This is a genomic window from Acinetobacter lanii, assembly GCF_011578285.1.
GTDB lineage: Bacteria > Pseudomonadota > Gammaproteobacteria > Pseudomonadales > Moraxellaceae > Acinetobacter > Acinetobacter lanii.
Genome location: NZ_CP049916.1, coordinates 453,071 through 468,426 on the forward strand (window position 1 = coordinate 453,071; position 15,356 = coordinate 468,426).

Consider the following 15,356-nt stretch of genomic DNA (forward strand, 5'->3'; position numbering starts at 1 on the left):
GTAAGAATAAACGTATTTTAGCGCAATGCAAAATTTTGCTTCGAGTGTTTTGTCGGATTAATGTCATGATCAACAACAGCTTTCGCTCTCCAAGAACAGCGCATCCATGGTGGCAAGATCCACTTTTTGTGGCGGCGGTGGTTTTGGCATTGTTGATGCATGTGCTGTTTTTATCGCTGCAATTTGCGATGCCGCAAAACAGTGATGTGGCGAGTCAAGATATTGCAGTGACGCTCCGCCCAAGTGTCGACAAAATTAAACAGGCAGATTTCCTGGCTCAAGCCGATCAGCAAGGCAGTGGCACCTTCCGTGAAGCTCATCGTATGTCTTCAGACATGCCTGCGCAAACTGATGATGTCAGTGCAGGGGAGCAACAGCTTGAGGCTTTGGAGCAAATCCAGCAGAAACGTGAACTTAAATTTGAAGAAAAAGTCTTGATGACCATGCTCAGTTGGCAAAAGCAAACAGAGCTCAGTGAGCGTAAAAAAGCCATGGAGGAATTGAACAGTCAATTCCAAGCCAAAGCTGCTATGGTGGCGAGTTTAGAAGCGCAGTATTTAAAGAAACAACAAAATTTTAGTCGTCAGCAAAAAATCAAAACTATTGATGGTATTCAAGCCAAGCAAGATGCTGCCGCAGGGTATCTTGATAAATTCCGTGAAAAAGTCGAAGTCTATGGCAACCGCTATTATCCTGATTTGGCCAAACAACAACGTCTTTCGGGTGAAGTTCGTCTAATGGTGATTTTAAATGCATCAGGCGGTATTCGCGCGATTCGTTTGATTGAAAGTTCAGGTCATGCGATTTTAGATGAAGCAGCAAAAAATTCAGTCCGCCGTGGTGCACCTTTTGGGGCATTCGACGCCAAGATGAAAGATATATCTGAGCTTAGAATTGTGCGGACTTGGAAATTTGATCCTGCTGATGCTGAATTTGAAGTGCGCTGATGGCTTTTAATTCTTTTAATGATTGTAGGCTGATGATTCTAATTGGTCGTTGATGCCTGATAGCTTCTCAGGATTTCGCAAATCTCGACACTGAAATGGCTATACCATTTTTCCTTTCCTAATGTTTGAGCCAGCAAATGTTCTGCATCGAGATGCCATGCGTGAATATCATCTAAGCGATTCCAATAAGATAAAGCGATTTCACGCCCATCTTCACACAGACTTTCAAATTTTTCACAATGATAATCTGAAATCGCTTTTTCTCTGAGTTGTCGTGCCAGGATATTGTATTCAGTATCTAATGTGTTAATTTAAGCTTGGAATATGACCACATACTGTTGGGATTGCATGAGCTATTTGGGCTGTTCAGACAGTAATTTCATATGCGGGAAAGGCACTTCAATTTGCGCATCTCTTAATGCTTCTTTAATCTGTTCCAATAGTTTTTCCTGAATACGGGGCAGGCGTTCCATTTGGTACGGCATCAGCCAATAGCGCACAATCACGACAATGCCAGATTCAGCAAATTCATGCACATCAACACTCGGTGCAGGGCTTTTTAAATATTCATCTTCTTGATTGAGGCGATCTAGAATCACCATGCGTGCACGTTCAATATCTTCATGCAAAGCAACACGACAAAAACTTTCAAATCGCATTTTTTCATGCGCGGTCAAATTGGTGACTTCAGCATTGGCAACGGTGGAGTTCGGAATAATGATCAATAAATTGTCACGATTTCGAATTTGTGTGGTGCGTAATAAAATTTGAGTGATTTGTCCTTCAAATTTATTGATTCTGACCCAATCGCCAATTTGAAAAGGGCGTTCAATTAAAATGGTGATGCCCGCAATAAAGTTGGAGAGGGTGGATTGAGCGGCAAAACTGACCGCAATCCCGACAATCCCGAGACCGGCCATAATCGAAATAATGTTAAAGCCAAACTGCGCCATGATGGCCGCGATGCCAAGAATCACCAACAGTACTGAAATAATATTGCGTAGCAGCTGTTTTAAAGAATCATCGATATAAAAACGATCCAAAAAACGCATGGTGAGTTTAGTAAACAAGGTCCAAATAATATAAAACAGCAGGGAAACAATGGCTGCCCTTGATACTGCTTGTAGCGAACTTTCTGAGACCCCAAATTGTGATAACACCGTAATGATAGACGCCAAAATCCAAAAAAACTGAATAGTGTTATTCAGCATATTGATCAAGATCGGGTTGCTATTGAAACGCCGAGCAACGCTATTCAGCACGATACTGAGACCTCGACCCAAAAGCCAAAATAGCCCAATAAGTAATGCTGAAATTAACAGTTTGCTCAATAGTGTTGCAGCGAGGACGTTCCAGTCTAAGTGATGTTCATCAGGCGCACCCATACTCAGAAAAAGGCTACGTTTCAGGGAATTGAGGAACTCGTCAAAAAAATGTTCTAGCATTATTGTTGTGTCACATCGTGAGATCGAGATTGGATACTCAAATTAGCATAGCCCAGCCTCAACAGGGAAGACATCATGTCTTTTGCTTAAATTTGCCTATAAATCCCTACTGAAGATGTTAATGGGTCTTAAGCACAATAAAAAAGCGAGCCGAAGCTCGCTTTTAATGACTTAATTTTTAACGACTCAATCTTTTAAACACTCAACCTGTGAATGATTGAATCTTTTCATGGCAAGTTAGCCGATGCTTGCATCGAAAAATTTTAGTCTTGCTCAGTATAAGGATTGTCAAAACCCAACTTGGCTAAGATTTCAATTTCAAGTGCTTCCATTTCTTCAGCATCTTCATCTGAGGTTTCATGGTCATAACCCATCAAATGCAGCGTGCCATGCACCAACATATGGGTGAAATGTTCAATCGGAGTTTTGCTTTGCTCAATGGCTTCTTGTAATACCACAGGAATACAAATCACCAAATCCCCAATCGGGAAGCTGTCGAGGACAGCCGCCATTTCATCGGGCAAGTCACTTGGGAAAGACAACACATTGGTCGGTTTGTCTTTAGCGCGGTATTCCAAATTGAGTTTATGGCTTTCGTCCACATCCACACAGGCAATACCAATCTCGCAATTACTTTGAGTGTCGATATGGCGTAGGGTGGTTTCAATGACTTTTTTCAAATACGCACGTTTGAGCACCAATTCAGGTGCTTCAAACGATTGTTGTAAAGAGAGGCTAAGTTTCAAGACTTGTCCTTAAACAGATTTAATCCTGCGCAGTGTGCTCAAGACTGTTTTCACCATCGTGTTGAGCATCAGCAGCAGAATCATTGGCTTGAATTAACGCGTCTTGACGGGCTTTACGTTCAGCACGTGCTTCAGCAGTTAATCGGTGTTGTTCACTGTCCCAGCCTTCGTAGGCTTCAACAATTTTTTGTACCAAATGGTGACGAACCACATCACGTGAATGGAAGCGGGTAATGTGAATTTCTTTGACTTTTTCAAGTACACGTAATGAATGTGCGAGACCCGACTGTTGACCACGTGGCAAATCCACCTGAGTGATATCACCAGTAATCACAGCACGAGAACCAAAACCTAAACGGGTCAGGAACATTTTCATTTGTTCAGGTGTGGTGTTTTGCGCTTCATCTAAAATCACGAAAGAATGATTGAGGGTACGACCACGCATATAGGCGAGGGGCGCAACTTCAATAATCTGACGTTCAATCAGTTTCGCCACTTTTTCAAAGCCGAGCATTTCATACAAGGCATCGTATAAAGGACGTAAATAAGGATCGATCTTTTGACTCAAATCCCCCGGTAAGAAACCAAGTTTTTCGCCGGCTTCCACCGCAGGACGCACTAAAAGAATCCGTTGAATCTCATTACGCTCCAACATATCGACGGCGGCTGCCACGGCAAGATAGGTTTTACCTGTTCCTGCAGGACCGATCCCGAAAGAAATGTCACTTTGTAAAATACGCTGTACATAACGTTTTTGGTTGGCACCGCGTGGATTGATCCGACCCTTACGGGTTTGCAACCACACATCGTCCAAACCGGTATGCTCGTTATCAGACAGATCTTCTTGTAGCTCACGATCGGTCTGACTGCCTTGAATCAGTAAATGAATCATGTCGGCACTGATTTGAGAGGATATCTCGGCTTCTGCATGCAGTCGCTGTAACAGACTTTCCGCTCTCTCCACTTCATCTATTCCACCGTCGATATAAAAGCTATCACCACGATGGGCTATTTTGACATCTAAACGTTGTTCGATTTGTTTCAAGTGACCGTTATACGCACCGAGCATGCTTTGTAAACGATCCATTGAAATCCCGGGAAAAGCCACTGTACGTCGAATCGCTGCAGTCAAGAGATATCCTTTTGGGTCAGTTAAATCTATACCCTTACATTACGCCACGTCAGGTTCAAGATTCAAGAGTTCGCCGTAAACTAAATTCAAAGTTTTAATTTCAGTAATCTCGATCTCGGCAAAACGTCCTAACCATGATGCATCCCCAATAAAGGTCACATAACGAGTGTTGTCAGCTGTACCGACCAATAGATTTGGATCTTTATCAGAGACTTTCTCAATCAATACACGTTGAATGGTGCCGAGCATCGCATCTGTTTTATCGATACTTGAGCGTTTAATCCATTTTTGGACTTTAGCAAGACGTTCTTTTTTCACTTCTTCCGGAATCGTATCTTCCAATTCAGCAGCAGGTGTCCCTGGGCGTTTTGAATAGATAAAGCTGTAAGAATGATCGAAGTCTAAATCTTGAATAAACTGATAGGTCTCTTCGAAATGCGCATCAGTTTCACCTGGGAAACCAATAATAAAGTCAGATGACAAATGCATGTCAGGACGCACTGCACGTAACTTTTTAATTTTATCGATATAGACATCAATGGTGTGGTTACGCTTCATCGCTTGAAGGACGTCATTTGAACCGCTTTGAACCGGTAAATGCAAATGCGACACCATTTGGGGTAAGTCACGATAGCATTCAATCAAGTCATCGTTAAATTCAAGCGGGTGAGAGGTGGTATAACGTAAACGGCCAATCCCTGGGATTTCAGCCACTAAACGGAGTAAATCTGCAAAGGTACAAATCTCACCTTCAAAGGTTTCACCACGGTAGCCATTCACGTTTTGACCGAGTAATGAAATTTCACGCACGCCTTTTTCAGCCAAACCTGCAATTTCAGCCAATACGTCATCGAGTGGGCGAGAAACTTCTTCACCACGCGTATATGGAACCACGCAGAATGAACAATATTTCGAACAGCCTTCCATAATTGAAACAAAAGCTTTATAGCCTTCAACACGCGGTTCAGGCAGGAAGTCGAATTTTTCAATGTCTGGGAATGAAATATCGACCAGTTTAATTTTATCTTTTTTTGGTTTCTCCACTTGGTCGAAATGTTGATCCAACATTTGCGGTAAACGGTGCAAGGTTTGTGGACCAAAAATCATATCGACATAGTTGGCACGTTTTTGAATGTTATCGCCTTCTTGCGACGCCACACAGCCACCGACACCAATAATCAAGTCTGGATTTTTTTCTTTCAGTTTGCGCCAGCGACCCAATTCAGAGAACACTTTTTCTTGTGCTTTTTCACGAATCGAACAGGTGTTCATGAGTAAAATGTCGGCGTCTTTCGGGTCTTTGGTCAGCACATAACCGTGAGAATCACCCAATAAATCTGCCATACGATGACTGTCATACTCATTCATCTGACACCCTTGCGTCTCGATATACAGTTTTTTCACTGTTCCATCGATGGCTGGGGTGTGCTGTGGCTGGGTAACAGTGTTTTCTGAGGCAGCTTGGGCACTATTGGGAATGAAGGTTTCAACCGTCATGAAGGCGTTTATCCTATATAAAGGGAAATTAAATTGGGGAACTGAAGCTCAATCGAACTTCAATAAAGCCGAATATTTTACAGTATTTATGACAAAGGGATGAAAAAATAAATATAGCCTGTTATTTCACCCTAATTGTGTGAAAAATGGTATAAATTAATAGAATCGAATCAGCAATTTACATAACAGAACAATACATTGTCGTTTGAGTAATTAAACTACAGTGAAAGATTGCAACACGCATTAAAACAGATAAAGATGCGCGTTCAGAAACAAGCAATACACAAAAAGAGTTGAGAGTAAAAAGCGTGTCGAAAAAATCATTGAAGCATCACCCTTTAACCCCCTATGTTTTGGGCTTCATTGCTTTATCTAGCTTACCTGTAGCACAGGCAGCAGAAGAGCAGTTTAATGATGCTTTGCGCGTAGCCAATTCTGGCAATGTCTCCCAGCTCGAACAATATCGTATCGCGATGCAAAATGATGCGTTAGGTTATTACCCAGAATACTGGGCTTTAAATTCAAATTTGGGTTTTCAGTCACCCAGTAGTATTACCAGCTTTGCACAGCGCTATCCGCAATCAGCTATGGCGGAAAAATTGGCAGCCGACTATGTGGAAGAAAAAGTCAAACAAGCAGACTTTGCTAGTGCACAGCCAGTGATTCAATATGTCACCAATCCTGACCAAGCTGAAACCTGTGCTGTGGCGCAAGTACGTGCCAAATCCGGTGATCCGCTGGTCTATGCAGAATATAAAGACATTTGGTTTAAAACCGAAAGTCAGCCTGAGTCGTGTAATGGTCTAGGTCGTTTAATGATGTCGAGTCCACTGATGACCACATCAGATCGTCAGCAACGACTCTATGCACAGTTACGTGCAGGTCAATCAGGATTGGCTGTGAGTACAGCGCAAACGATAGGTGTGACCTTGTCGTTGTCACAACTGAATCAGATTCAGGCCAATCCACTGAACTATCTATGGTCAGCGCCTAAAGCCAATGCCACTGACTATGCTTATCTGATTTTTGCTTTGGGTCGGGCAGCCAATACTGATTTAACTTCCGCATTACAGACCGTGCCGAAATTGGTGCAAGGTGTTCCTGCGGATATTCAAAAATATTTATACCGTACCGTGGCCTACATTGGTGGTACAACGGTAATGAAAAACAACTTTAACCGTGAAGTGCTGAATAGTTTTGATGCCAGCTATGGAGTGCCTTTTACCCCAGAAGAAGCAGAAATTTATGCTCGTCAAGCGGTACGGTTTGGCGCATGGGAAAGTGTCATTCGAGCGATCGACAGTATGACGGTCTCGCAAAAACAAGAAGACCGTTGGCAGTATTGGTTGGCACGTGCATCTGAAAATCGCAGTGACAAAGCCTCACAACAAGCGGCGAAAAGTATTTACCAACGACTTGCTGCTGCGGGCGATGAGTATCATCATCTGTTGGCCAAAGATCATTTGGGAGTTCGCTATAACGAAGGTCAACAAAAAACACAGCCGAGCTCTAGTGATTTACAACGCTTAAATCAAGATATTCATTTCCGCCGTGCATTTACCTTAAAAAATATCAATGCAGCGGACAGCTATATTAACCGTGAGTGGAATTGGGCTGTCCGTCAGGCCTATTTGAAAAAAGATGATGGTCTTTTATTGGCGGCAGCAAAACGTGCAACCGATATGGGTTGGTACGACCGTGCTATCTATGCAGCAGATCGCACCGTGTCTAAACACAACTATGAATACCGTTATCCGACACCACACCGTAATTTAGTGGTCAGTCACAGTCAGAATGCCGGGATTGATCCCTCTTGGGCCTATGGTTTGATGCGCCAAGAAAGTCGTTTTGTTTCCCATGCCCGGTCGCATGTTGGAGCAGGGGGCTTGATGCAAATCATGCCTGATACTGCAAAACTGGTGGCACGTAAAATGGGTGAAACTTATAATCCCGCAGCCTTGACCGATACCAATACCAATATTCGTTATGGCACCTATTATCTGTCGACCATTCAGAGCCAATTGAGCAATAGTCCAGTGCTCGCAACCGCAGGTTATAACGCAGGGCCAAACCGCGCGCGCCGTTGGCAACCGGAATTTCAAAGCATTTCGGCAGATCAATACACTGAATCGATTCCTTTGAATGAAACTCGAGATTACGTCAAAAAAGTCATGACCAATGCCGCGCATTACGGAATTTTACTGGGACAGGGGCCACAAGCCATTGAAAGCCGAATGCCAACCATTCCAATCCGTAGTACCCCTTAATTCTATCTGCTCTCTCTTTGTTTAGGATTTGATGGCTTGCAATGAAACCTCTCCGCCTTCATCGCTCTTTAGCTCATGGCATGGCACTTACCTTAGTCAATGTCGGATGCACTTTGCCGATTGCGCAGAGCATTGCTGCGCCTGTGGGTTTGCAAGGTTATGTAATGCAAGTGCAAATGACGCCAGCTGTGTGTTCACTGGACACCAGTAAGAAAAAGCAACGTAAGTGCCTAGAAGGGTATTCACTCACAATTACTGGACTGATTCCAGAAACTACACAGCAACATTGCAATACCACTACGTCACCGAATTTATCACCATTACAAGATAAGGTGGTGGCACGTGTTATGCCCGATGAAAATGCGAGAAATCGTTTATGGTATGGCATCGGGGGGTGTACAGGACTCACCGCAAGTCAGTACTTTAGAGATATTATCAATAAAGCCGACAAGCTTAAAATTCCGACAGACTTAACCGGCGTAGAAAACAAATTCGTGCAGCTGAATACGCTGAAGAGTCAGTTTTTAAAATTAAATCCCAATATGCACAGAGAAAGTATACGATTTATATGCCAAAACTCAGGTAAAACAACGCTTTTGACTGGAATTCAGATCTGTTATAAGACCAATGGTTTGTACAAACAATGCTCAAGCCAGGTGCTTTCAAATTGCCCAAATCACTTCTATATCAAGGGCTCTTACTGATTGTTTTTGACACAATTTATATGTATTTCCTATTAGACTTTTGTGGAAGGGATATGCATCCCAAGAATGATTGGAGTACAATCATTCGCGTTTATGATTATTAGGTTAAATGGATTAACTATTTAACCGCATTGACTCTCATCAATTGGAGATAATTAGATGAAGCAAGCCGTTCGTGTTGCCGTAACTGGCGCAGCTGGTCAAATTGGTTACAGCTTATTGTTCCGTATTGCAAGCGGTGAAATGCTTGGTAAAGATCAACCAGTGATCCTTCAATTATTAGAAATTCCTGTTGAGAAAGCTCAAGCTGCGCTTAAAGGCGTAATGATGGAATTAGATGACTGTGCTTTCCCTCTTTTAGAAGGCATGATCGGTACTGATGATCCTAAAGTTGCATTCAAAGATGCGGACTACGCGCTTCTAGTTGGTTCACGTCCACGTGGTCCTGGTATGGAACGTGCTGACTTACTTAAAGTGAACGGCGAAATCTTCATCGGTCAAGGTCAAGCACTTAACGAAGTTGCGAGCCGTGACGTTAAAGTGCTTGTTGTAGGTAACCCGGCGAATACGAATGCTTACATCGCTATGAAATCTGCGCCAGATCTTCCAGCGAAAAACTTTACAGCAATGTTACGTCTTGACCACAACCGTGCGTTAACTCAACTTGCTCAAAAAGCGGGTGTTGCTGTTTCTGATATCGAAACAATGACTGTTTGGGGTAACCACTCTCCAACCATGTATGCTGACTACCGTTTCGCAACTGTAAACGGCGAAAGCTTAAAAGACAAAATCAACGATGCGGCTTGGAACAAAGATGTGTTCCTTCCAACTGTTGGTAAACGTGGTGCTGCAATCATTGAAGCACGTGGTTTATCTTCTGCTGCGTCTGCTGCAAATGCTGCAATCGACCATATGCGCGATTGGGCACTTGGCACAAACGGTAAATGGGTAACAATGGGTATTCCTTCTGACGGTTCTTACGGTATCCCTGAAGGCGTAATGTTCGGTTTCCCTGTAACCACTGAAAACGGTGAATACAAAATCGTTCAAGGTTTAGAAATCGACGAGTTCAGCCGTGAACGTATCAACGTTACATTGAACGAACTTGAAGAAGAGCGTGCAGCAGTTGCTGACATGCTTAAATAATTTAATCGTTTTAGATTAAGTTGAAAAAGCACTCCATTCTGGGGTGCTTTTTTTATCCTTCAAGAAAATTTAAAAACAAAAAATAACATGTACAGATAGAGACTTAACGAACAGACAAAAGATTTAAAGTTAAGCTTGAGCTGAACAATAAAAATTGAAAGGAATAGCTATGTTTGATGAACAGCCGACCATTGAATTACTGTTTGAACAGTTGGGGTTAGATGCAAGTGAAGCGGGGATTGAACAATTTATTCAAACCCACCAACTGGATCAAAATACTGCATTACATCACGCGTCGTTTTGGACGGAAGCACAGCGCAACTTTATTATCAGTCATTGGAAAAAAGATGATGAATGGGCGATGGTAGTCGATAGCCTGAATGCACAACTGCATTCGAATGATGGTGTGGAATAATTACATAAACCCTAATCACAATTTGAAACAACAAACCTAGCAAATGTGCTAGGTTTTTTCTGCATATTCTTATAAGTTAATTGAATAATAAATGACAATAAGTTTGATAAGGAGGTCGTATGAATCTCAAACAAAAACCCTCACTGGAATTGTTGTTTTCTCAATTAGGACTGGCCAATAGTGCCGCAGCAATCGAACTCTACGTGCGTACCCATCAACTCAAAGCCAATGAGAATCTGCATGATGCGCCATTTTGGAATAAATCACAGCGCGATTTTCTCATCAGTCATTTGATTCAAGATGATGACTGGGTGATGTGGATTGATGAACTGAATCAGCAATTGCATATGGATGCCAATCGACTACAAGCGGTTTAAAAATTAAATAGTTAAGTTATTCAGTTTCAATTGCTCGATGAAAAAATTACAACCGAGACAGCTAAAAAATGAATTTCAATTGATGCAAAATGGATCAAATTTAATGGAGTGGTTACAGAGGGAGCAATACAATCTTTTTCATAATAAATGATATTTAGTTCAATCGCCTGCACAACAATAAAAACGCCTCATTAGAGGCGTTTTTTTTCGGTTATTCAATTAAAATCAAGAATATGAATTAATTTAATTTGGCTTTAATCATTTCCATAAACCAAGCTTCGGTTTTGAATTGATCGAAAATCGCGTATTCATGCAAATGGTTTAAATCAAAATCACTGGTTTTGCTGTATTTCTTCAACCAATGGCGTGCCAAAGCCGTTTCATTTTTGGTTGCGCATGCTGAAGCCAACATTAAAAACACTTCACCATGATCATGACAGGTCAAAGGTTTTAAAATTTGCTTGGTAATTAAAGCAAAACGCTCTTCTTTGGTGATGTCGAAATACATCATATAGGCTTTGGCTAAATGCAAAGACAGATTGATATAGGTGCGCATCGGCATTTCAGCATATTCAATGCGTGCTTGCTCTAACAGCACAATCCCTTCTTGAAGAAAGTGAATCTGTTCTTGACGGTGGTGACTGATTTTCACCAATTGCAAACGTAGATCAGCACGTTCTAAAGCCAATTCAGGGGTGTTTTCTTGTAAAAATAATTGATCCGTTTCACCAATACGTTCAATAATTTGTTTAGCGTTGTCTCGCATCGGTAAAATCCTCAGTTATTCATGCCCTCTATATGAGGATGCTTTTCAAAATTTAAAGGATCACCAGATTGAATCTTGGCTACGAAGCCACGCGGTAATCGACAAACGTTGTTGTTTTGACTTTAATACTTCATGTAACAGATCACTTTGGAATAGCGCGATACGATTGGGTTTCGGGGGAATGATATGCCATTCACCTTGTTTATCTTGTAAGCGCAGCTCACCGCCCCAATCGGCGTGCCATTGCTCATGTAAATAATACACAGAGGAAACAACCCGACCATTTTTACCTTGTGGATTATCGCGATGCAGGGCATAAAACTCACCTGCGTTATAGCAAGCAAAATGTGCTTCGACTTCTCGAATGCCAAAATAAAAAGCCCGATTCAATTGTTCAGATAATGCGGTTAAGGCCTGAATATGCTGTTGGGCATAGGCCAATTGTTCATCAATCCATAAGATATGATCGCTTCGAATATTACTCACCACACCATTTTGAATGGCTGCATCGCGAAATTCATTCAGGTGTGCGGTACACTCTTGTACCAATGTCTGCATATATTCTGAAGAATAAGCATCATCAATCAAGCAAAAGCCTTGATGATCTAAATCTTCAATAATTTGATCGATATCCCATGTTTGCGGGAGAGAAATATGGTCCACGTTAGCCACTAAAAAAAGCTCAAAATAATGACTGAATATCTTAGTGCATTCGATGGACAGTGAAGATTTTTTTTTTCGTGCTAAAATGTCGATTGAACTTAGGAATTAAACTGAACATGAATTACCGTCACCATTTCCATGCAGGCAACTTTGCCGATGTCATGAAACATGTGTTATTGCTGCAATTATTGACCCGTCTGAACTTAAAAGATAAACCTTATCGCTATGTGGATACGCATGGTGGTGCGGGTAAATATGACTTGTCGACCTCTGCAGCTCAGAAATCAGGTGAGTTTTTAAATGGTATTCATCGTTTAGTTAAACTTGATGACTCGATTACACGTAATGCCCCTGCAGGCGTTCAACAATATCTTAAAATTGTCAATGAGATGCGTGAAGGCTCAGGCAAAGGCGCTTACCCAGGCTCTCCATGGTTTGCTTTAGAAGGCATGCGTGAGATGGACAAAGCCACGATTTTTGAAATGCAACGTGATGTGTTTCAACAGTTGTATATGAATATTCGTGACCGCCGTGCTGGTTTGCATGAGCGTGATGCCTATGAAGGTCTTTTAGGTGTGATTCCACCAAAAGAAAAACGTGGCTTAGTAATGATTGACCCGCCGTACGAACTTGAACGTAAAGACTTCCCACAATTGGTTGAATTATTGTGTGCAGCCTATCGTAAATGGCCAACAGGCTGTTACGCAGTATGGTACCCAATTAAAGACCGCGCCATGATTGATCGTTTTGAGAAGAAAATGATCAAAACCGGTATTCGCCGTCAATTGGTGTGTGAAATCTGCGTATGGCCAGATGATACCCCAGTGGGCTTAAATGGCTGTGGTTTACTAGTGATCAATCCACCTTGGAAATTCTCAGAAGATGCGGATGAAGCTCTACAGTGGTTATTCCCGCATTTACGTATGAGTGAAAATGGTGGTCACGCCGCTGTTCGTTGGTTGGTTGGTGAATAATCCCTAACATTGGGATTTAAATTTCAATTTAAGACAAAGGTTACAGTTAGGACAGACGAGAATGACAAATATAAGTAAACCTGAAAGTGATTCTTCCACGCGTGATGTACCAAGCTTCGATGGTATTACTTTTGAAGTCGAGGAAGAAGAACATACCCAGGAAGGGCAGAAGGTAAAACGTCGTGGAATCTACCTGTGGCCGAACCTGATTACAACCGCAGCGTTGTTATCAGGTTTCTACTCGATTATTGCGAGTATGAATGGTGAATTTAACCAAGCCATTTATGCCATTTTCTTGGCAGCACTGTTAGATGGTTTAGATGGTCGTGTTGCACGTGCCATTGGTGCACAAAGTGCCTTTGGTGAACAATACGATTCATTGTCGGACCTTTTGGCCTTTGGTGTTGCGCCTGCCATTTTAATGTATAGCTGGAGCCTGCATGATTTAGGTCGCATTGGTCTAGCATGCTGCTTTGTTTATACTGCTTGTGCAGCTTTTCGCTTGGCGCGTTTTAATGTACAAATTGGCGTGGTCGATAAACGTTACTTTATTGGTGTTGCAAGTCCGCTCGCAGCGATTATGATTATCTCTATGGTTTGGGTTGGACGCGATTTTCCAGAAATTTTTGATTTGAGAGAACGTGGTATTCAAATCTGGAATTCGATTTTAATTGTGGTGGTGGGTTTATTGATGATTTCAAACATCAAATATTACTCATTTAAAACGGTTGATCGTAAACGTGTGCCTTTTGCGGTACTTCCGATTATTGTTTTTGTATTTGCTGCCATTACTTATAATATTCCAGTCGGAATATTGGTGATTTCAATTATTTATGCATTGTCTGGTTTTGTCACCACATTCTTAGCACGGAAAAACACCGTATAGAATAAAATAAAAAAGGAGCTTGATATGCAGTTGTTAATGAATCTTATCGATGAATCTCAGCAACTGAATCAAGCTCAGTTTCCGTATAAGCTTGATTATCACGGACCTAAAGGTCGCTTTAAAATTATTCATCAAGGTTTGATGATCCCCGGTTTACCTGCACCGCTTCATTATTTTAATTTTCTTACCATCATTGGTCAGCCCAATGTGCCGATGTTGCGTAATGAATTTGCCATTAAAACCCATGCGCTGGATACCGTATCTCTGATCACCAGTGTTAGCCCGCATATGGTCGGGCATTTTCAAGGCTATTCGATTGAAGAAGATTGCCAGATCAATAAAAATCATTTTAGTTTTGGTGAAAAAGAACAACTGATCGGAACATTTCCACATTTTAAGTTAACCCGTAATGATTCTGAGCTAGCTTTTGATTTAAACATTGAAACCAAACCAGTGATTTCACATTTTACCAAATTGAAATTGGGTTTATTCGATCATTGGTCTTTGCTATGTCATTGCCGTGGCGAAATCATTTACAAAGAGCAAGCGTTTCAAATCGATCAACTCGGTTCATTTGAGTTTGCCCGTGCCATCAATATTCCATATTTGCCTTTAAACTTTTTCACCTACCAAATTATTAATTTAGAGAACCAGAAACAATTGCTGTTGGCACACATACGAAACAGCTTTAATCAGATTGTGCAATCACGCATGTATTTAAGGGATTTAAAAACAGGACAGTCTGAAATGTACGATCAAGCTGTGGATTTTAAACTGCATCGTGTTTATCCAAAGGTCACGACACCCAATGGTCAAGAAATGTATTTACCGCGTGCATTTGAATGGTCATTAAAGCAAGGCAAAAGAAAAATACAGGTCAAAGCAGAAAGTCGTGGCGATTTTAAGTTTGGCTTGGCTGCAGGTTATGTCGGTAGCTTTAGTTACACCGTGAATATCGATGAGCATCAAGAACAGGGCAGTTCAGGCTATTGTGAATACATCGATTGCCGTGCTTTAAAGTGGCAAGAGATCAATAAAGAAGAAAAACTCATGAATGATTTTGCAAATATTGTGCCATGCACGCTTAAAAAATGAGTTGAAAAGCATAAAAATCACATAAATTGATCGTTATGTATTCGCTTAATCAGATTTTTTAAAAATAATTTGAAAAAGGGGTTGTGTCTGTTCTTAAATCCTGTAGAATGCACATCCATCGGCGGTGATGAAGATTAAAACTTCTGATAAAACAGTAACTTAACTAAGATTGGTTGAGTTGGGTTTTAGAAAGAAAGTTTGAAAATAATTTGAATTACTGGTTGACTCTTTAGAGATTTAGAGTAATATAGCCGACCTAGCTTGATGCTGACGAAGCATTGAGAAGATCATTAAGA

15 protein-coding genes are annotated in these 15,356 nt (G+C 41.5%); 9 read left to right on the forward strand and 6 right to left on the reverse strand.

The genetic code is table 11. The features are described from left to right. Positions 1-65 precede the first annotated feature (65 nt). Positions 66-947 (forward strand): energy transducer TonB, encoded by an 882-nt coding sequence (locus G8D99_RS02125; RefSeq protein ID WP_166322168.1) that lies wholly within the window; start codon positions 66-68, stop codon positions 945-947. 353 nt (positions 948-1,300) lie between these two features. On the opposite strand, the gene G8D99_RS02135 is transcribed toward G8D99_RS02125, so the two are convergent. The 4 genes from G8D99_RS02135 to miaB form a co-directional block, all read right to left on the reverse strand. Further along, complete coding sequence (locus tag G8D99_RS02135; RefSeq protein WP_166322170.1) at positions 1,301-2,392, reverse strand: mechanosensitive ion channel family protein; 1,092 nt, start codon at positions 2,390-2,392, stop codon at positions 1,301-1,303. Between the two features lie 263 nt (positions 2,393-2,655). Continuing rightward, on the reverse strand, positions 2,656-3,138 hold the full coding sequence (ybeY, locus tag G8D99_RS02140; RefSeq protein WP_166322172.1) for an rRNA maturation RNase YbeY: 483 nt from the start codon (positions 3,136-3,138) through the stop codon (positions 2,656-2,658). Between the two features lie 19 nt (positions 3,139-3,157). Continuing rightward, positions 3,158-4,270, reverse strand: coding sequence for a PhoH family protein (locus tag G8D99_RS02145; protein WP_166322174.1), 1,113 nt, complete (start codon positions 4,268-4,270; stop codon positions 3,158-3,160). Between the two features lie 39 nt (positions 4,271-4,309). Then, on the reverse strand, positions 4,310-5,767 hold the full coding sequence (gene miaB / locus G8D99_RS02150) for a tRNA (N6-isopentenyl adenosine(37)-C2)-methylthiotransferase MiaB (protein ID WP_166322176.1): 1,458 nt from the start codon (positions 5,765-5,767) through the stop codon (positions 4,310-4,312). A 353-nt stretch (positions 5,768-6,120) separates the two neighbouring features. Here miaB and G8D99_RS02155 point away from each other — a divergent pair, with 353 nt between their 5' ends. From G8D99_RS02155 to G8D99_RS02175, 5 genes are all read left to right on the forward strand, one after another. Further along, positions 6,121-8,034 carry a lytic transglycosylase domain-containing protein gene (locus tag G8D99_RS02155; RefSeq protein ID WP_227554385.1) on the forward strand — a complete coding sequence of 638 codons (1,914 nt, stop codon included), beginning with the start codon at positions 6,121-6,123 and terminating at the stop codon, positions 8,032-8,034. A gap of 41 nt (positions 8,035-8,075) precedes the next feature. Beyond that, positions 8,076-8,738: a ribonuclease T2 family protein gene (locus G8D99_RS02160; RefSeq protein WP_454923391.1), complete on the forward strand. Its 663-nt coding sequence runs from the start codon at positions 8,076-8,078 to the stop codon at positions 8,736-8,738. 159 nt (positions 8,739-8,897) lie between these two features. Then, positions 8,898-9,884 (forward strand): malate dehydrogenase, encoded by a 987-nt coding sequence (locus G8D99_RS02165; protein ID WP_166322178.1) that lies wholly within the window; start codon positions 8,898-8,900, stop codon positions 9,882-9,884. A 169-nt stretch (positions 9,885-10,053) separates the two neighbouring features. Beyond that, a complete protein-coding gene (locus tag G8D99_RS02170) occupies positions 10,054-10,299 on the forward strand; it encodes a DUF2789 family protein (RefSeq protein ID WP_166322180.1) in 246 nt (81 codons plus the stop codon). Between the two features lie 119 nt (positions 10,300-10,418). Continuing rightward, positions 10,419-10,676, forward strand: a complete 258-nt coding sequence (locus G8D99_RS02175; RefSeq protein WP_166322182.1) for a DUF2789 family protein — start codon at positions 10,419-10,421, stop codon at positions 10,674-10,676. 238 nt (positions 10,677-10,914) lie between these two features. Here G8D99_RS02175 and G8D99_RS02180 read toward each other — a convergent pair whose 3' ends face one another. Further along, positions 10,915-11,442 (reverse strand): hypothetical protein, encoded by a 528-nt coding sequence (locus tag G8D99_RS02180; protein ID WP_166322184.1) that lies wholly within the window; start codon positions 11,440-11,442, stop codon positions 10,915-10,917. 60 nt (positions 11,443-11,502) lie between these two features. After that, positions 11,503-12,105: a 2OG-Fe(II) oxygenase gene (locus G8D99_RS02185; RefSeq protein WP_166327462.1), complete on the reverse strand. Its 603-nt coding sequence runs from the start codon at positions 12,103-12,105 to the stop codon at positions 11,503-11,505. A gap of 116 nt (positions 12,106-12,221) precedes the next feature. Here G8D99_RS02185 and G8D99_RS02190 point away from each other — a divergent pair, with 116 nt between their 5' ends. The 3 genes from G8D99_RS02190 to G8D99_RS02200 all read left to right on the forward strand — a co-directional run bounded on the left by G8D99_RS02190 (position 12,222) and on the right by G8D99_RS02200 (position 15,060). Next, a complete protein-coding gene (locus tag G8D99_RS02190) occupies positions 12,222-13,079 on the forward strand; it encodes a 23S rRNA (adenine(2030)-N(6))-methyltransferase RlmJ (protein WP_166322186.1) in 858 nt (285 codons plus the stop codon). A 61-nt stretch (positions 13,080-13,140) separates the two neighbouring features. After that, on the forward strand, positions 13,141-13,965 hold the full coding sequence (pssA, locus tag G8D99_RS02195) for a CDP-diacylglycerol--serine O-phosphatidyltransferase (protein WP_166322188.1): 825 nt from the start codon (positions 13,141-13,143) through the stop codon (positions 13,963-13,965). A 24-nt stretch (positions 13,966-13,989) separates the two neighbouring features. Further along, positions 13,990-15,060 (forward strand): DUF6670 family protein, encoded by a 1,071-nt coding sequence (locus tag G8D99_RS02200; protein ID WP_166322190.1) that lies wholly within the window; start codon positions 13,990-13,992, stop codon positions 15,058-15,060. The last annotated feature ends 296 nt before the right edge of the window (positions 15,061-15,356 follow it).

Bases quoted from the DNA above. Each gene is read 5' to 3' on its own strand.
- G8D99_RS02125 (WP_166322168.1), top strand. From the start codon at position 66: ATGATCAACAACAGCTTTCGCTCTCCAAGAACAGCGCATCCATGGTGG.
- G8D99_RS02135 (WP_166322170.1), bottom strand. From the start codon at position 2,392: ATGCTAGAACATTTTTTTGACGAGTTCCTCAATTCCCTGAAACGTAGC.
- miaB (WP_166322176.1), bottom strand. From the start codon at position 5,767: ATGACGGTTGAAACCTTCATTCCCAATAGTGCCCAAGCTGCCTCAGAA.
- G8D99_RS02160 (WP_454923391.1), top strand. From the start codon at position 8,076: ATGAAACCTCTCCGCCTTCATCGCTCTTTAGCTCATGGCATGGCACTT.
- G8D99_RS02165 (WP_166322178.1), top strand. From the start codon at position 8,898: ATGAAGCAAGCCGTTCGTGTTGCCGTAACTGGCGCAGCTGGTCAAATT.
- G8D99_RS02170 (WP_166322180.1), top strand. From the start codon at position 10,054: ATGTTTGATGAACAGCCGACCATTGAATTACTGTTTGAACAGTTGGGG.
- G8D99_RS02175 (WP_166322182.1), top strand. From the start codon at position 10,419: ATGAATCTCAAACAAAAACCCTCACTGGAATTGTTGTTTTCTCAATTA.
- G8D99_RS02180 (WP_166322184.1), bottom strand. From the start codon at position 11,442: ATGCGAGACAACGCTAAACAAATTATTGAACGTATTGGTGAAACGGAT.
- G8D99_RS02190 (WP_166322186.1), top strand. From the start codon at position 12,222: ATGAATTACCGTCACCATTTCCATGCAGGCAACTTTGCCGATGTCATG.
- pssA (WP_166322188.1), top strand. From the start codon at position 13,141: ATGACAAATATAAGTAAACCTGAAAGTGATTCTTCCACGCGTGATGTA.
- G8D99_RS02200 (WP_166322190.1), top strand. From the start codon at position 13,990: ATGCAGTTGTTAATGAATCTTATCGATGAATCTCAGCAACTGAATCAA.